At 60.1% G+C, this 17,103-nt stretch carries 18 protein-coding genes; 12 read left to right on the top strand and 6 right to left on the bottom strand.

The genetic code is table 11. From position 1 onward, the window contains the following. The first annotated feature begins 10 nt into the window (after positions 1 to 10). The 8 genes from FJ398_07375 to FJ398_07340 all read left to right on the top strand — a co-directional run bounded on the left by FJ398_07375 (position 11) and on the right by FJ398_07340 (position 8,891). Complete coding sequence (locus FJ398_07375; protein MBM3837774.1) at positions 11 to 2,815, top strand: DUF1592 domain-containing protein; 2,805 nt, start codon at positions 11 to 13, stop codon at positions 2,813 to 2,815. 21 nt (positions 2,816 to 2,836) lie between these two features. Continuing rightward, complete coding sequence (locus tag FJ398_07370) at positions 2,837 to 4,249, top strand: DUF1552 domain-containing protein (protein ID MBM3837773.1); 1,413 nt, start codon at positions 2,837 to 2,839, stop codon at positions 4,247 to 4,249. A gap of 436 nt (positions 4,250 to 4,685) precedes the next feature. Beyond that, positions 4,686 to 6,314, top strand: coding sequence for a UbiD family decarboxylase (locus FJ398_07365; protein ID MBM3837772.1), 1,629 nt, complete (start codon positions 4,686 to 4,688; stop codon positions 6,312 to 6,314). 12 nt (positions 6,315 to 6,326) lie between these two features. After that, positions 6,327 to 6,989 carry an SDR family oxidoreductase gene (locus tag FJ398_07360; protein ID MBM3837771.1) on the top strand — a complete coding sequence of 221 codons (663 nt, stop codon included), beginning with the start codon at positions 6,327 to 6,329 and terminating at the stop codon, positions 6,987 to 6,989. Between the two features lie 223 nt (positions 6,990 to 7,212). Then, positions 7,213 to 7,593, top strand: coding sequence for a hypothetical protein (locus tag FJ398_07355; protein MBM3837770.1), 381 nt, complete (start codon positions 7,213 to 7,215; stop codon positions 7,591 to 7,593). 174 nt (positions 7,594 to 7,767) lie between these two features. Further along, positions 7,768 to 8,010 (top strand): DUF2191 domain-containing protein, encoded by a 243-nt coding sequence (locus tag FJ398_07350; protein ID MBM3837769.1) that lies wholly within the window; start codon positions 7,768 to 7,770, stop codon positions 8,008 to 8,010. After that, on the top strand, positions 8,007 to 8,441 hold the full coding sequence (locus tag FJ398_07345; protein ID MBM3837768.1) for a type II toxin-antitoxin system VapC family toxin: 435 nt from the start codon (positions 8,007 to 8,009) through the stop codon (positions 8,439 to 8,441). Before FJ398_07350 ends, FJ398_07345 begins: the two co-directional genes overlap by 4 nt. A 168-nt stretch (positions 8,442 to 8,609) precedes the next feature. After that, positions 8,610 to 8,891: a Fis family transcriptional regulator gene (locus FJ398_07340; GenBank protein ID MBM3837767.1), complete on the top strand. Its 282-nt coding sequence runs from the start codon at positions 8,610 to 8,612 to the stop codon at positions 8,889 to 8,891. A 480-nt stretch (positions 8,892 to 9,371) separates the two neighbouring features. Here the strand turns inward: FJ398_07340 and FJ398_07335 are convergent, their stop codons facing one another. Further along, a complete protein-coding gene (locus FJ398_07335) occupies positions 9,372 to 10,142 on the bottom strand; it encodes an RraA family protein (protein MBM3837766.1) in 771 nt (256 codons plus the stop codon). Positions 10,143 to 10,256: 114 nt separating this feature from the next. Between FJ398_07335 and FJ398_07330 the strand changes: the two genes are divergently transcribed. Then, positions 10,257 to 10,787, top strand: coding sequence for a hypothetical protein (locus tag FJ398_07330; GenBank protein ID MBM3837765.1), 531 nt, complete (start codon positions 10,257 to 10,259; stop codon positions 10,785 to 10,787). Positions 10,788 to 10,946: 159 nt separating this feature from the next. Here FJ398_07330 and FJ398_07325 read toward each other — a convergent pair whose 3' ends face one another. Beyond that, on the bottom strand, positions 10,947 to 11,456 hold the full coding sequence (locus FJ398_07325) for an MFS transporter (protein MBM3837764.1): 510 nt from the start codon (positions 11,454 to 11,456) through the stop codon (positions 10,947 to 10,949). Here FJ398_07325 and FJ398_07320 point away from each other — a divergent pair. From FJ398_07320 to FJ398_07310, 3 genes are read left to right on the top strand one after another with little or no spacing between them, the layout of a single operon-like run. Beyond that, positions 11,333 to 12,322, top strand: a complete 990-nt coding sequence (locus FJ398_07320) for a helix-turn-helix transcriptional regulator (protein ID MBM3837763.1) — start codon at positions 11,333 to 11,335, stop codon at positions 12,320 to 12,322. The genes FJ398_07325 and FJ398_07320 overlap by 124 nt on opposite strands. 58 nt (positions 12,323 to 12,380) lie before the next feature. After that, positions 12,381 to 12,800, top strand: a complete 420-nt coding sequence (locus tag FJ398_07315) for a hypothetical protein (GenBank protein ID MBM3837762.1) — start codon at positions 12,381 to 12,383, stop codon at positions 12,798 to 12,800. 19 nt (positions 12,801 to 12,819) lie between these two features. After that, a complete protein-coding gene (locus FJ398_07310) occupies positions 12,820 to 13,473 on the top strand; it encodes an NAD(P)H-dependent oxidoreductase (GenBank protein MBM3837761.1) in 654 nt (217 codons plus the stop codon). Between the two features lie 9 nt (positions 13,474 to 13,482). Here the strand turns inward: FJ398_07310 and FJ398_07305 are convergent, their stop codons facing one another. The 4 genes from FJ398_07305 to FJ398_07290 form a co-directional block, all read right to left on the bottom strand. Next, on the bottom strand, positions 13,483 to 14,331 hold the full coding sequence (locus FJ398_07305; GenBank protein ID MBM3837760.1) for a DUF1080 domain-containing protein: 849 nt from the start codon (positions 14,329 to 14,331) through the stop codon (positions 13,483 to 13,485). 413 nt (positions 14,332 to 14,744) lie between these two features. After that, positions 14,745 to 15,506, bottom strand: coding sequence for a MerR family transcriptional regulator (locus FJ398_07300; protein ID MBM3837759.1), 762 nt, complete (start codon positions 15,504 to 15,506; stop codon positions 14,745 to 14,747). Positions 15,507 to 15,710: 204 nt separating this feature from the next. Beyond that, positions 15,711 to 15,920, bottom strand: coding sequence for a hypothetical protein (locus FJ398_07295; protein MBM3837758.1), 210 nt, complete (start codon positions 15,918 to 15,920; stop codon positions 15,711 to 15,713). Further along, a complete protein-coding gene (locus FJ398_07290; protein ID MBM3837757.1) occupies positions 15,871 to 16,506 on the bottom strand; it encodes a hypothetical protein in 636 nt (211 codons plus the stop codon). Before FJ398_07290 ends, FJ398_07295 begins: the two co-directional genes overlap by 50 nt. Positions 16,507 to 17,103: the final 597 nt, after the last annotated feature.

Below are 17,103 nucleotides of genomic sequence, written 5' to 3'. Positions count from 1 at the left end.
CGATCTAGCCATGAGCCGCCAAAGACGACCGTCAAACCGCGCCGACCGCAGATGCAGGGGAGCTTTAGGCGGCTGGACTGCACTCCTGTTGCTGGCGCACGCATCGGCTGCCGCTGAGAACCCCGCCATCGTAAGCTTCCGCAAGGACATTCAACCCATCCTCACGGAGTATTGCTACGACTGCCACGCCGACGGCACGAAGAAAGGGGAAATCGCGTTCGACGAACTGAAGTCCGACAACGAGCTGCTCAATCGCGATCTCTGGTGGAAAGTTTTGAAAAACGTGCGCGCCGGCATCATGCCGCCGGAAAAGAAGCCTCGCCCCTCCTTCGAACAACGGCAAGTTCTGGAAACCTGGATCAAACACCAGGCTTTCGGCATCGATCCCCAGGATCCCGATCCGGGCCGCGTCACCATCCGCCGGCTCAACCGCGTCGAGTACCGCAACACGATCCGTGATCTGATGGGTTTCGACTTCAAAGTGGAAGAGGAATTCCCGCCGGACGACACCGGGTACGGCTTCGACAACATCGGGGACGTGCTGACCGTTTCGCCGTTGCTCATCGAAAAATACATGGATGCAGCCAAGACGATTGTGGCGGGCGCGGTGCCGAAAGTTTCTCGGGTGATCCAGGAGAACAGAGTTTTGGGCGCCGACTTCCTGAAGGGCGAGGGCACCAACAGCGCCCGGATGAATCTTTACAAGGAATGGAATCTCGCGCGCTCGGTGAGCGTGGAAAAACCTGGAACTTATCGCCTGGTCCTGGAAGTGATCGCCAGCGGCTCTTTCGACTTCGATCCGGGCCGCGCCAAAATGACTTTCAAAGTCAACGACCGCGAACTGCTGCAACAGGAGTTCGGTTGGGAGGAAAACAAAAAGTTCCGGTTCGATTTCCAGGAGAAATGGGAGCCCGGTGAATACCGGCTTGGCATTGACCTTCATCCGCTGGCTCAGCCGGAGAAGAAAGCTGCGACGGGCTTTCCGCGAAACCTGTCCGTGGATTTGCGGGTCGCCGCGGTCACCGTCCAGGGGCCGTTGGAAAAGGAATTGTGGGGCCGCCCGAAAAGCTTCGAACTTTTCTTCAGCCAGGACGATCCAGTGACGCTCGCGGGGCGACGCCAGTACGCCCGTGAGGTCCTGGCTCGATTCACACGGCGCGCGTATCGAAGGCCCGCGGAGGATCGCACGATCGAACGGCTGGTCGCACTGGCCGAGGAGGTCTATAGCCAGCCGGGCAAGACCGTGGAGGAAGGAATCGGCCAGGCCATGATCGCCGTGCTCGCTTCGCCGCGCTTTATCTTCCGCGTGGAGGAAAGCGAGCCGTTGCCAGCACGTCCGAGCGGCAGAGCTTCTCGATCTTCGTCACTCAGTTCCCCCTCACCCCGGCCCTCTCCCTCAGGGAGAGGGGGTATTCTTTCCGCTGCGGTAGCTGATTCGGAAACTCCGGATGATTTAGAGCGCAGGCCTGGTGGCTCCCTCTCCCCAGGGGAGAGGGCCGGGGTGAGGGGAAAGGGCGCGCAAGAATCCCACGCGGCCCAGGCGACAGCGAAGGCCGCCTTTATCGACGAATACTCCCTGGCCTCCCGGCTCTCCTACTTCCTTTGGTCCACCATGCCGGACGACCAACTCTTCCAATTGGCCGAGCGCAGCGCCCTGCGGAAGAACCTCACCACGCAGGTCAAGCAGATGCTCAACGATCCGCGCTCGGAAGCTTTCATGCAGAATTTCACCGGCCAGTGGCTCCAGGCGCGCGACATGGACACCATCGACATCAACGCCCGCGCCGTCCTGGCGAAGGACGACAGCGCCGGCCCGACCGAGACCAATCAGGTCGCGGGTGGCGGTCGGCGATTCGGCTTCGGTTTTCGCGCGCCCAAGTTCGAGCTGGATCGCGAGACGCGGCAAGCGATGCGGCGCGAGACCGAGATGTTTTTCGCCAGCGTTGTGCGCGAAGACCGCAGCGTGACGGACCTGATCGACAGCGATTACACCTTCCTGAACGAAAAGCTCGCCCGCCATTACGGCCTCACCAATTTGAACGTGACCGGCTCCGAGATGCGGCGCGTCGCGCTGCCCAAAGACCATCCGCGCGGCGGCGTCTTGACGCAGGGGACCGTTCTGACCGTGACCTCGAATCCCACGCGAACGTCGCCCGTGAAGCGGGGCTTGTTCGTGCTGGACAACATTCTCGGCACGCCGGCGCCGCCTCCGCCGGGTGATGTGCCGCTCCTGGAAGAGGCCGAGAAAGAATTCAAAGACCGCGAGCCGACGTTGCGCGAGGTCCTCGAATTGCACCGCAGCAAACCGCTCTGCAGCGCCTGTCATTCCCGGATGGACCCGCTCGGCCTTGCCTTGGAGAGCTTCAATGCGCTCGGTCTCTGGCGTGAGAAGGAACGCGGACAACCGATCGATCCCGCCGGCAAGTTGATCACCGGCGAAACCTTCACCGGCATCCGCGAATTGAAGCGCATCCTGGCCAACGACCATCGAACGGATTTTTACCGCTGTTTGACGGAAAAACTTCTGACTTACGCCCTGGGCCGCGGCCTGGAATACTACGATGTGGAAGCTGTCGACCAAATCATCGAGCGGCTCGAACGGGCCGACGGGCGCTTCTCGGCGCTCCTCGCCGGAGTCATCGAGTCCGCGCCGTTCCAGAAACGCCGGACGGTGGTGGCCGCGGCTGCAGCGCATGAAATTGAGAAGCACGGTGAGCGTGGTGCGGCTGACCGCAGACAAAGTAATCAGTATTCAGTGATCCGTGATCAATCCATCTCCACCCGGCTGGAGCCATCCGGCGATTTTAAGCCGTAATTAACAGACTCCGTCAGTACTATGAAAAAGCTTCCTAACCTTAACTCCGACCTCGCTGCCCAACGTTACGCCAGCTTGAGCCGCCGCCAGTTCCTGCGCGGCCTCGGCACTTGCCTAGCGCTGCCGGCCTTCGAGTCGTTTCGCCCGTTCGCCGTTCGCGCGCAGGACTTGAAAGCAGCCGCGCACCTCGGCGCTTCGTCAACGGACGCGCCCGTCCGGATGGCCTTCGTGTACTTTCCGAACGGCGCGATCCAGGATGCGTGGTGGCCCACCGGGGAAGGCAAGGAATTCGAGATCAACAAAACCATGCAGCCGCTCGCGAGTGTCAAAGACCACTTGCAGATTCTCTCAGGCCTCGACTGCAAAGGCGCCACACCCGGCCCGGATGGTCCTGGCGACCACGCGCGCGCCAGCGGCAGTTTTCTCACCGGCGTCCGCGTCAAGAAGACGGCCGGCGCGGACATTCACGCGAACATTTCCATTGACCAGGTCGCAGCCAATCAGATTGGTCACCTGACGCGCTTTCCGTCGCTGGAACTGAGCTGCGATTACGTGCGCAAGTCCGGGAGTTGCGACTCCGGTTATTCCTGCGCTTACCAATACAACCTGGCGTGGCGCTCCGCCACTCAGCCCCTCGCGCCCGAACCGAATCCTCGCCTGCTTTTCGAGCGGCTCTTCGGCGCCGGTTCCCACGGCGAGCGCGCCGAAAGCCTCAAGCGCCGCCAGCAGCAGCAACGCTCCATCCTGGATTTCGTTCTCGACGACGCCCGGGCGCTTCAGCGGCAGCTCGCGGCCCGCGACAAACAAAAGCTCGACGACTATCTCACGAGCGTGCGCGAGATCGAGCAACGCATCCAGAAGTCGGAACGGTTCGGAGCCGTTCCGGACCCGGCGATTGATACGCCCGCGGGAATTCCCGGTTCATTCGAGGATTACATCCAGATCATGTACGACATGATGATTCTGGCGTTCCAGACCGATTCCACGCGCATCGCCACGTTCCTGCTCGCTTATGAAGGCAGCAATCGCACGTTCAAGGACGAACTGGGCCTTGCCGAAGGCCATCATTACCTCACCCATCATCAGCGCCGGCAGGAAATGATCGACAAGGTCAAAGAAATCGATCTCTGGTACGTAAAGCAATTCGCCCGGTTCCTGGAGAAACTGGAACAGACAAGAGACGTCGATGGCCGTTCGCTGCTCCACAACTCGATGATCGTCTATGGCAGCGGCAACGCCGACGGCAACCGCCACACGCACGTCAACCTGCCCATCATCCTGGCCGGCGCCGGCGGCGGCACGATCGCGCCCGGCCGCTTCACCAAGATGGGCAGCGTGCCGATCACGAATCTTTACCTGAGCATGATCGACCGGCTCGGCGTCCAGGGAGTCGAGAAGCACGGCGATTCGACCGGCCGCGTCGAGGGGATTTAAGCTTGCGGCGCTGACCGCGGATTTACGGATGGGCACGGATGATCGTCGCGGGCCCCGTTGCTTTGGGAATTCTGCAGCCTTCTCTCAATCCGGCGTGCGGGTTCTGAAACGGGAGGGCAAACCTGCCGGTTTGCCGCGGCAGCGCTTCCATGCCCTCTGGTTTTTTTTGGCAAACAGTTTAACGGCGGAGAAAGGACTCAATCATGAACATCACTCGATACACCGCCTCGCGCGCTCCTCGCCGCTGGCCAGAATCCCTCCTGGCAAAGTGTATTCTATCCCACGGTCTGATCAGTAAGCTTGGGCTTATCTGCGTTTATCCGCGTTCATCTGCGGTTTTGAGGTTTCAACCGATTCAACTCTTTTAACCTTTTTAAGGTTTAACGAGTTTTCCCCCCATTGCTACTCTCTTGCCGTCCCGCTAGTCTCAGGCCCCATGGCCTTCGACTCCTTCAAGCAGTTCATCGATCAACTCGACCGCGCCGGCGAACTCATCCGCATCGCTCCGCCCGTCGCGACCGAACTCGAAATCACGGAACTCGCCGATCGCCGGATGAAGTCGCCCGGCGGCGGCAAAGCCCTGTTGATTGAGAAGCCCACGGTGAATGGCCAGGTGTCGCCCTTTCCTCTGGCGATCAATACGATGGGCTCCTGGAAGCGGATGGCGTTGAGCCTGGGTGCAAATTCCGTGGATGAAGTCGCCGCCGAACTCGGCTCGCTCATGAAGGCCAGGCCGCCAACTTCATTCCGGGAAGCGTTGAAGTTGTTGAGCACGGCGATGGATCTGCGCCACGCCAGGCCCAAAGTGGTCAAGGATGGCCCGTGCCGAGAAGTGATTCACAGATTCGACCCGCCACCTACTCGCGAAGAGCCGTGGCCGCCTGCGCCAAAAGTCCCCTTCTCCCGTCCTCCGGACACCTTCTCCCCCTCGGTGGGGGAGAGGGATGGGGTGAGGGGGCTGGTTCGTGGGGAGGGTCGAAGTGAGCGCGTTCAACTCGAAACCCGAAACCCGAAACTCCAAACCCTGTTGAATCTCCCGATTCAAAAATGCTGGCCGTTGGATGGCGGCCGCTTCATCACGTTGCCTTGTGTCGTGACGCGCGACCCCGACACCGGCGAGCGCAATGTCGGCATGTATCGGATGCAGATTTATGACGAGCGCACTACCGGCATGCACTGGCAGCTTCAGAAAGTCGGCGCGCGACACGGCCGTCGCTATTACGAAACCGGCACGCGCATGCCCGTGGCGGTATTTCTTGGCGGCGATCCTGTGTTCGCCTTCGCCGCCACCGCGCCGTTGCCGGATGGCCTGGACGAATTCCTCCTTGCCGGTTACCTCCGCAAAAAATCCGTGGAGCTGATCAAGTGTGAGACCAACGACCTTGAAGTCCCCGCCAACGCCGACTTCGTGATCGAAGGCTACGTTGACCCGCGCGAGCCGTTGCGCGAGGAAGGCCCGTTCGGCGACCACACCGGTTATTACACCTTGCCCGAGCCGTATCCCGTCTTCCACGTCACCGCCATCACGCACCGCAAGGACGCCGTGTACCCGGCGACCATCGTGGGCATGCCGCCAATGGAAGATTTCTACATCGGCAGCGCGTCCGTGAAACTTTTCCTGCCCATCTTCAAAATGAATTTCCCGGAGATCGTGGACATCGCTTTGCCGGCGGAAGGCGTTTTCCACAACCTCGTCTTCGTGAGCATCAAGAAGACCTACCCGATGCAAGCCTACAAAATCATGCACGGCCTCTGGGGCATGGGCCAGATGATGTTCACCAAATACATCGTCGTGGTCGATGACGACGTGGACGTGCACAACACCAGCGAGGTGCTCTTCCGTCTCTGCGCCAACACCGACCCGCAACGCGACAGCATCTTCACCAAAGGCCCTGCGGACGTGCTGGATCATGCTACGTCTGAAATCGCGGTCGGCTCGAAGTTGGGGATAGACGCAACGAAGAAACTGCCGGGGGAGGGATTCAAGAGAGCATGGCCGCCGCTCATCAAGATGGATGACACGGTGAAGGCCAAGGTGGAGAAACTGTTCGGCGTGAATCCGTGAACACCTTTTCCCATGCGGCCTTTTGAGAATCGCACGGCCATCGTGACTGGAGGAGCCGCGGGCATCGGACGCGCGTTATGCGAACGCCTCGCTGAATCCGGATCGCGTGTCGTGGTGGCTGATATCAACGACGGTGGCGCGGAGGAAGTAGCTGCACTCCTCCGAGAGCGAGGCGCTCGGGCCGAAGCGGTGCGGGCAGATGTTTCCGACGCGGCGGAAGTCGAGGCCCTTGTCGATGACACCGCGGCGCGGCATGGCCGTCTCGATTTCATGTTCAATAACGCAGCCATCGCGGCTGTCGGCGAACTGCGCGATGGAAACATCGCGGATTTCCGCCGGGTCGTGGACGTCAATCTGTTTGGCGTCGTTCATGGCACGATGGCGGCCCATAGCGTGATGTTGCGCCAGGGCTTTGGACACATACTGAATGTGGCCCAGGTCACCGGCTTGATGCCGACGCCGATCCTCTCGGCTTACAGCACGACGAAGTGGGCCATCGTCGGGTTCTCGACCGCGGTGCGTGCAGAAGCTGCCGGTCTGGGGGTAAAAATCAGTGTGGCGTGTCCGGGCCTGGTTCAGACCGACATTGCCGAGCGGAATGCCTACTGGAACGTGCGCAAAGAGGATTACTGTGCAGACCGTGGGATTGACGACAGATCGACCGGAGAACCGTAGCGCAGATTTTCAATCTGCGGTATCGCCGATTTCCAATCGGCAGGGCGCCGGCAAAGTCCCAGCGGGCTCGGACTGGGAGACGCCCCGCAGAATACAATTCTGCGATACGGCAGAGTGCCACTCTGCGCTACGAGCGTGATCTTGTCGGCCAGTATTACCCAGCCAACCGCATCCCGGTGAAGACGCAATACCTCGTCCAAGGACTGTTCGAGGAGGGCAAGATATGAGACCGAAGACCCTTGCCGAAGTGGCCGCCCTCGCCGCGGCGGGCGATTCGTTCGACCGTTGCCTGGCGAACTTCCTCGACGAATTCTACGCTGCGCCAGGTGCCGCCGCGCTCACCGATGCGCCCGTGTTCCTCGCGCCGCAATTCGGCGAGACCGGTCGCGTGCAAGACGCCTATCTTGCGGCCACGGCGGAAGAACTCGCGCGCCGCTTCAACTTCCTTTCCCCAGCCTGGGCCGCCAGCGCCGAACGAGCCTTGCACAAGCCCTGGTTCGCCACGCCCCTGGCCGCGCTGCGGGCGGTTCTCCTGTTGGAAAGTCCGCCCGCGTTCCGCGCTCGCAATCTGTTCGTAAGCGAAAACGCCCTCTCTCTCGCGTGAGATGAAGGCGAGCAAATTCGGCATTGCCCCGACAAAGAACTCCCCGCGAAGGTTTCAAGCGCCCCGCTCATCAAGATGGATGAAAGCGTTAAGGCGAAAGTCAATGCCGGAGGCGCGGTTCAGGAACGCCCCTTGAAATGGCCCGCTCGTCATGAGAATATGGGTAGCCATATCATGAAGACCACCATTGAAATTGCCGATGACCTGTTCGAACGCGCCCAGCGGCTGGCCCGAAGACAGAAAACGACGTTTCGTTCGTTGACGGAGCAAGGGCTGCGGCTCGTTTTGAACGAAAGTCAAATCAAACCCAAGAAACTTCCTCCACTCGTCACTGTCCCGGGCGCATTGACTGATGAATTCAAAAACGCCCCATGGGAGAAGATTCGCGACGAAATCTACAAGGGACGCGGCGCATGATCGCGGTTGACTCCAACCTGCTGATCTACGCGCATAAGCAGGGCAGCCCGTTCCATGCGGCGGCCGCTGAAGCGGTTGATTCACTGCGGCATCAGGCTGCACCCTGGGCCATCCCATGGCCGTGCATACACGAATTCATCGGCATCGTGACGCATCCGGGCATCTACAAGCCGGCGTCCACGTTGCTGCAAGCCTTGAGTTTCGTGGACTCGCTGCTCGCGTCGCCGCACCTGCATCTGCTGGCGGAAAGCCCAGGCTATTTCGACAAGCTACGTGAAATCGCCTCAGCCGCGCGGCTGAAAGGCCCGCGCATTCATGATGCGCGCGTCGCCGCGCTCTGTTTGCACCACGGCGTGCGTGAACTGTGGTCCGCAGACCGCGACTTTTCCGGGTTCTTGCAACTCAAGGTGCGCAACCCCCTGATGGAATGAACGTGGCCGAAAAGCTCGACCACGCCACCAGCAAAACTCAGCTTTGACGCAACGAAGAAACTCCCCGGCGAAGGTTTCCAACGCCCCCGCTCATCAAGAAATCGCAGAAGACGCCGCAGGAGGATTTGGAACTGGCGAAAGCCCGCCTGCGCCTGCTACAGTAGCGCCATCAAACAAGAGCACGTCGGTTCTGAGTTCGATGCTTACCTTAAGCAGGAGAATCTGCTTGCCGAGTGCGAAGCGGGCGCGCTCAAGCGCGTCGTCGCCTGGCAAATTGAGCGCGAGATGAAGCGCCGCAAGATTTCTCGCGCCAGGCTCGCCAGCCGCATGAAAACAAGCCGCGCGACGCTCGACCGCTTGTTTGCCCAAAACGAATCTGCGGTGACACTTCAGCTTTTGGAACGAGCCGCCCTCGCGCTTGGACGCAAGCTCAAGGTGGAACTGGCGTGAGACTGGCGCTGCGGCCACGAACAATCAGAGCCTGCGCGGTATCGGACAATCCCAAAGGGATTGTGTCCTCCAGCCCAAGGTTGCGAGGCACGAGCTACCTTGGGTCAACGTCCAGCAGACATTCCCAACCGCAACGCGGTTGTGGCTCAAGGCGTCCAGAACATGAATCCACGTTCGCCAGGATGCGCGGCCTTGTCGTTATGTCGCCATTCGATTTCGGCTTTCACCGGGACTTTCAAATGAATAGCCAGCCGCAACGCATACTCCCACGCGTGACCGGCGTCCACGCCCTGAATTGAAACCCCGATTTCCGGAACGAACCGATAGCCTCGTTACCTCGGCTGCTACGGCAAAATGGGTATTTTCAAAACGCGCTCTAATCCCGTCGGAAAACGCGCTGTGCTTGAGCCCCGATTGCACAACAGAGGCGTCGCATCCAGCGCGATTTGACCAGAAGATCTGAAGTCGGCGCAGTTGAGTTCAGTACCCGACGCGGCCAGAGAATTTCTTCCGAGTGGCAGCGCGAAATCTTTTCAATGCTCCATCGACATTCTTCACCAGTTCGTCTGTGGATTGCCCCGCGGCCGCCCGCCCGGCCGAAATCAGCGTGTCACACTCGTTGTTGTCCATGAAGCGAAGCGCGTCGAGCAAGCGGGCCTGGTCCTCGTCCGGGATGACGAGAAACCCGTGCTGATCAGCGTGAATGAGATTCCCCGGTTCAATTCGCCGGCCGAAAACTTCGACCGTACAATTCCAGCGCGCCGGACAGACCTTGGCGTGGCCGACGCACAGCCGGCGCGCCAGCGCTTTGAAGCCTGCGTTCGTCATCCATTCGACGTCCCGGATGGCGCCGTCGGTAATCGTGCCGACGCAGCCGAGCGCCTTGTGCAAATTGGCCATGACTTCGCCCCAGCCTGCGCCAAAGGTGTTGGGCTTCTCCAAATCCTGCACGACCACAATTTGAGGCGGAGGCACGGAGGCGGCGTAGCGGAAATATTCGACGAACGCGTTCGGGTTGGATTCGCGATGGCGGGGGTTGCTCGGCTCGATGACCAGCGTGATCGCGTAACCGACCATTGGCCCCATCTGCGGCATGAAATCGCGCGTCTCTTCGAGGTTGAAGCAATCACGCGAACTGTCGCGCCGGGTGATTTGTTCCCAGCCGTTATAGACGGTGGGCGTGTTCCAGCGTTTCATCTGCAACAACTGGCCATGGGTGAGAATTCTCTTCGGGGTCGTTCGTTCGCTCATAGCTTCTTCGGAAAGTAGCCAGACTGTGAAGGAGAGGGACGGAAATTCACAGAAGAAAGCGATTTCTTCGATTTCTATTTGCGTCCGCGTTCTCCGCCGTTACGCTGCCGCCGAATGGATTGCGGGGAACACATCGCCTCGGGGCCAGGCCCGCACGGGACCGCTCGAACCAGCCGGCGCGAAACAAGTCCACGTCCGCCTCAACTCTCCAGATCTGCTCTGGGCCGCAAGCTCGACCAACTCATGGTCGAGCCGGGAACTCCAGGCCCGCCGGTTGCCGTCGCCGCTTCCCCAGCAACAACGAGCGAGTCAGGAGCGCAGATTGGTCCGGGGTTGAACTCCTTGCTGCAGGGGAGCAAGACGCTGGAGATTCGCGTTCCGGCGACCGCTCCGGAAGCAGCGGACGGTTCGAGACTGATCCGAGGCCCGGTCGTCATTGGATCGCTCGCGGCTGCGGACCTGTTGTTGGTCGCCCAGGCAGTGTGGGTGGCCTTTGGGAAGCCAGAGCCAGTTTCCTTCGCCGCATGGATGCTCGTTTTCGCGAGCATTGCCCTGGGCGCGTGGCTGGGGTCGCTGGCAATTCTGATCGGGAGTCGCGCCGCCGCGCCACGCTCAGAACGAACGGCATCGAACGTCAAACGCTGACGCAGAATTTTGAACTGGGAGAAGATCAACAATTCAAAGTTCCAGCTTCGCCGCCAGCTCATCCGTCATTGCTCCTTCGCCTTTGGAAAAGCAGTATCGCTACGCCAATGAGGCACGCGGCCACAAGATAGATGATGCTTCCAAACGCAATCGCGTCGCTCATGTTCTCGACTTCGGTCGATTTCTTCCCGTATTTGGAGGCCAGCCCATGAAATGCCAGAGTTTGGAGCACCAGCCGGTCGTCACCGTCACAAAGCTCCAGAACAAACAACCGCCCAGAATGAGGTCCTTGCGCCGGAACCGATCCACAATAAGCCCGGCCAACAACGCGCCTCCGGCATAGACCCACATGAAAGCCGGCCCGATCCAGCCGAGCTGCTCCTTATCAAAACCAAATTCCTCTTTGAGCTTGGGGAAAACCGCGAAAATCGCCTGGCGATCTGCTTTTCCCGGCAGACGCAAGCTTGCCGTCCAGAACCCAACCTGCCGGACGCCTCGAACATTCTCGTTGAGATTCAATCTCAATTCACGTATGACCGTGGGGCATGAACTCGTCTCCGAGAACAGAACGCGAGGTCGCGCCGAACAAACGGCGGGCCGAGGCTGATTTTTCGGAGGCTCGCGCGTGGCGGGACGTGGGCGGCGGCTGGCAGCCTTTGTTTGGCAGATTTCGCGGAGCCGGCTTCAGCATTGAGTGGCACGATTTTTACGCCAAACACGAACTAGACTGGGCCGCAAGTTTTCATCCCGATTGCGTGGAGCTGTGCCTGAATTTGGACGGGCGAGGTTTTGTGGAGGGTGGCGGCCAGCGCATGGAATTCGAGCCTGACACGGCCGGTTTTTATCATCGCAAGGATGAGCCGCTAATGGCCAAGCGGTTTGCGAACCAGCAACACCGGTTTCTAACCGTCGAATTCTCTCGCCCTTTTCTGGCGAAACACCTCGCCTGCATGGAGCCGATGTTGCACCCCATCGTCTGCGCCGCAGTGAAGAATTGCCCTTGCCATCTCGTGTCCGGATCGACGGTGCGGCTTACCGCGAGCCAGCAGCAAATCATCGCCACCTTGCGGCATCCGCCCGTTTATGCCCAGGCCCAGCCGCTTTGGTATCAGTGCAAAGCGCTGGAGCTGGCGATGACTTTTCTGCTGCAGCCACCGCCCGAACAAGAGCTGTTCTGCACGCGGCAGCAGCGCCTGGCGCAGGAGCGTGTCGAACAGGTTGTCTTCTTGCTGAAGCAGAATCTTGCTGACCCGCCGGGGTTGGAAGAACTCGGTCGGAAGGTCGGGTGCAGCCATTTTTACTTGAGCCGGATTTTTTCCGCCCGAATCGGAAAAACCATCCCGCAATACCTGCGCCAGCTTCGCATGGAGAAGGCTGCGGAGTTGCTGAGGAGCGGCGAATACAACGTGACCGAAGTCGCGCTGGAACTGGGCTACAACAGCCTCAGCCATTTCAGCGCGGCCTTCCACGAGACATTCGGCTGCTGTCCCGGTCTCTATCCGCTCAAAACGCCCACGCAGCGCCGGACGCCGTAAACTTCGACAACAGGAGAATACGGAGGCAACGGAGGTGAGCGATCTGGAATTCAAATACATGGCCGCTGGCACAGGCGTGCAGCACAGTGAATTCAATCCCTCCCAGGATGAAGCGGTGCATTTGCTTCAAGTCTGGATTCTGCCCGAACGCAAAGGGCTGAAGCCGGGTTCCGCGGAGAAATCCTTCAAGGACGCCGCTCCTGGGACGCTCCATCTCGTCACGAGCAAATCGGGACGGGACGATTCCATCGCCATCAACCAGGATGCCGATCTCTGGCTGGCGAAACTCGACATGGGCGATCGTGTGACTCACAACCTTGCGACGGGGCGCCATGCCTGGATTCACCTGGCCGACGGCGACGTGTCGATCAACGGGCAGACGCTCAACGGCGGCGACGCGGCGGCCATCAGTCAAGAGCGCTCGCTGGAACTGAGCGCAGCGAAACCGTCGCAAGTTCTCTTGTTCGACCTGAATTAACTCAATCCACTCACGAATCATGAATACAACCATCCAACGCGAAACCCTGCTTCACCAACTCAACTGGCGTTACGCCACCAAACAGTTTGATCCACAGCGCAAAATCAGTCCCGGGGACTGGGCCACGCTCGAAGAAGCGCTCGTCTTGACTCCTTCGTCCTTCGGCCTGCAACCGTGGAAATTCATCGTCATCACTGATCCCGCGATTCGGGAAAGGCTGCTGCCGGTGTCCTGGGGCCAGCGGCAAGTCGTCGATGCCTCGCACCTCGTCGTTTTCGCGATCAAGAAAACGCTCAGCGAACAGGACATCGATCATTACCTGGGCCGAATCGCGGAGGTCAGGAACGTTCCGCTTGAATCGCTGGCCGGGCTTCGGGACATGCTGATTGGCTCGATCATCAAGGGAATGGACGCCCAGGCGCGAAAGGCATGGGCGGCGCGCCAGGTTTACATCGCGCTGGGCAATTTCCTGAACAGCGCTGCGTTGCTGGGCATTGACGCCGGGCCCATGGAAGGCTTCCAACCGGATCAATACGACGAAATTCTCGGCCTCGACCAACAGGGCTTAAGCGCAGTCGTCATTGCCGCGGCGGGGTACCGAGCCTCAGACGATAAATACGCTGCGCTTCCCAAAGTGCGCTTCCCTCGCGGCCAAGTCATCGCGCACATTTGAAGCTCTGCCTCATTTCGCCGCGCGCGCTGGCAGCGGCCGCGCGCTGACCTCCTTGAACCACACGACGTCGCCGGGGTCGTGGTTCTGCAAGCCAATGTAGCCTGCCTCCGGGCGCTTGGGCTCGCGCTTCGGCTCGTGCCATTGCTTCCGTGGAGGCAAACCAGGGCTTGTGGTGTCCAGGGTTGTGATGCGCTGGCCATCGAGATCGACCAGGATTCGGGTTCCCGCGAGCGTGATGATCATGGTCTTCCATTCGTCGGGCGCTTTCATCGAAATCGCAGACGACGGCGCTAGCGAATAAATGGAGCCGGTCCGATGCCACGCATCGCCCGCATCGGCAATCTGGACTTCGTAACCGTGATGGACCGCGTACCACGGCCCTTCTTCGCGTTCCGCCGAGGCTTTCACTCTCTCCATCGACGCAGGAGAAATCGTTCCGGCGGCGTCACGATCAAACGCGGCGCCTGGCTTCCCGACCAAGTCCAGGATTCCGTCCGCAAGCCGCACGTACACGCCGGCGTTCGATTTTGCGTCCTTGGTTTTGAAGACGACGCGAATCTGGCAATTGCCAAAACGCTCCTTCTTGAAGACCAGCAATCCGAGCCCTCTCGGATCGCACTCTGTCCGCAGCGCGCCTTCGTCCACCGAGAAACCGCCCCAGCCCACGTGGATCCAGTTCGGGTCCACTTTGCCGTTTGTGATCAGCGGTAAGGATCGCCAGGCCGGCTCCGATGTGGATTCCGCGCCGCGCAAGACTGGAGGGGTCCACGCGACAACGGCGGCGAGGACAATCATTGACGTAACGTTGCATCGAGATGTGCCGCGCGAGGAGAAGAATCGGTTGGAATGGGATTTCATGCGCCGAGGCTGACATGACGGTCGTCCGGCGTCAAAAAATGTTTCGCTTGGTCCGAGTCAACGCAACCCAACTGTCAGGTTCATGGGAAGCTCCCTTGGTTTCAAAACCGTGCACTCGGCCCAGGAACCGCATCGCCGGTAGGGCGAGTCCGTCCCGGCGAGCCGCTCCACGCGCTTGGAACACGTCCGACCTCGGCTCGCTGGGGACAGGCTCGCCCTACCGTCCGGTTCATGGGAAGTTTACTTGGCCAAGAAGCCATGCCCTTGGCCCATGAACCGAAAACTGCGCGGACCGCAGCCTTCAGGCTGCTTCCGTGCACTCTCGGAGTCGAGCGTTGAAGCGGCCTGAAGGCCGCGGTCCGGAGAGCCGGTTCATGGGAAGGTAAGGTTCGCACACGCCATCGAGGACACCGTCAAGCGAGTTCCTTTTCCGCGAAGATCTTGATCCCCGCGGCCATGAATTCGGGCAGCCGCGGATCGTACGCTTCGTAAGCCTTGCGCAAATCCGTCTCCACGATGAACTGGCCGTGGCCGGCGTAAGATTCGCGGTCCGGCGTCCAGAATTGCTTCAACCACTCGAAGTGACGGCGAACAATGGCCTGCACCTCGCGTGATTCCACTGGCCGGCCCTGCCCCATCTTTTCGACCAGATCTTTGCAGATCGCGTCGAAGCCCGCGCCAGCCTTCGCCCATTGATCCTTCTTCCAGTCTTTCACACGCGCTTTGGATTGCGCGATGCTTTCCTTCATGCAATCGCCGTAGCGGTCGATCAGAGATTGCTCGTGCTTCGCTTGCTGTTCCGGATCGAAGCCCACGAACAGGTCCTTGCCTTTCATCTTTTTGGTTCCTTTCAAGTGTTCGATGGTTTTGTCGATGGTCCCAATCAGTCTCCGGGTGTCCGCGAGGGTCTTTCGCAGAACTTGGCAGTGCGATTCCAGCGCCGCGATTTTGTCGAAATCGGGCCGGCCCAGAATCCGTTTGATCTGCTTCAGCTCGAAACCCAGCTTCCGGTAAAACAGGATTTGCTGGAGCGTCAGGAGCTGCGCCTCTTCGTAGAAGCGATACCCGTTGGCGCCGACATACGCGGGCTTCAACAGGCCCACCTCATCGTAGAAATGAAGCGTGCGCACGCTGACGCGCGACATCCCGGCCAGTTGTTTGACTGTGTAAGCCATCGTCGTTTCTCCGCCGGCACCGTCATGATACCGGCGGCTGGCCACACTGTCAGGGCTAACGCAACGTGAGGGTCAAAGGATTTTTGGGGAACTCGTAACCCCCCAAGTGAAGGTGGGGCGAGGACTCCTGCCGAACCAATGCCATCGAAGAAAAGCTCCGCAGGAGCGTCGCTCCACCGTCGTTAACTGAGGGGTTAAGGGAACTCACAATTCTTCCGTCTTCTTGAACGGCAAACCGCGCTCGCCGTTGAACAGTTTGCGCAGGCGTTTGTCGCTGGAACTGGATGGGCGTCGGATGATCTCCGGCGCGACGCGATTGCCGGTTTCGCGGCGGGCGCGCCGGCCCTTGAGCCAGTCTTCCCAGCTAATCGGGCGGCCTTTCGGGATGATAGGGACTGGGTTTTCCGAGTTCATGCGCGACTTCGCCAACGATGTTCTGCAATACGGGAAGGATACGATACTCAGGCCGGGCAGCAAGTCTGGCGGCCTCCGGCCAATCCATCTCGACCTGGCCGGAAAGCGCGACCGCAATGAGCTTCCGGGCGCAAGCGGCCGCGGCCTCGTCCGGCTGCGGGTACACGGAAATCAAGACTCGCTCCACGAGCAAATCTTCCGGACTGACCAGACGCACCGGGCCGTAAGGGGCTTGCAGTTCGTCGAATGGCGTCCGGGCGAGCGTCTCGACCTCGCCAAGAATATCGACGTAATGTCCCGCAACTTGCCAGTTGCGCGGACCGCCGCGAGCGCCGAGCTGGCCCATCAATTCCTGCCGTGTGCGCACGTCGAGTCGCGACGGCGAAACGAGGCACATATCAAGATCTCCGGAGACATAAGCGCCTTCAGTGTAGAACTCAATGGCCGAGCCGCCCACCACGACGAGTTCGACGCCGCGCGCGCGGAAAACCGTGGAGACAAGACTGGCGAGCTTCAGATGTTTGAGGGTGGGATCGTGCTCGGCCGTAATATCAGCAAGGGCACGCTGGATCTCGTCCGCAGTCATCGGAGCAAGAGTGGCTGAATCGCGAGTGACTTGCGAGCCTTTCGCTCGGTCGAATTCGCTGAGCTCAATGCGAACTCTGGCTTCAGATCACAGAAGATAACAAAGGGAACGAAGGCGCGGTGATTTGTGCATCGCGGTTCCATTGTTTCCTTCTGCGAAAGTTCGATTTTCGATGGCGGTGTCAAAATTGTTTGACGCGCACTCGGGTCGGCCTAAAGTTCGCCGCCGATGAGCGCGCCGCTAATCCTTCTCCCCCACCGATTGTGCCACACCATTGAAGCAGCCCTCGCGAGCCGCCGACGCACGTAATTCACCACCCGATCGCCGCGACTCAGCTTCGTATGCCACCCCGCTCCGCGTCCGCCAACACTGTGCCCCGCGCCGCGGCCATTACGGTCCACATTCCCGGACCGCTGCGCGATTGCTGCGCCGGCGCTTCGCAGCTTGCGATCTCAGCGCCCACCGTGCGCGACACGCTACACAGAAGCGCATAAATAAAGCTATATAACTCTGATGAGAAGCGCGTTCTGAAAGGGTTTTCTCACGATTGCGTGTTTCGCGTTCCGACAGGAAGGCTACCTTATTCTTGCGTGCTGG

This window comes from Verrucomicrobiota bacterium, assembly GCA_016871535.1.
Classification (GTDB): domain Bacteria; phylum Verrucomicrobiota; class Verrucomicrobiia; order Limisphaerales; family SIBE01; genus VHCZ01.
The sequence above is the reverse complement of the archived record's forward strand: the minus strand, read 5'-3'. Positions and strand labels throughout refer to the sequence as shown.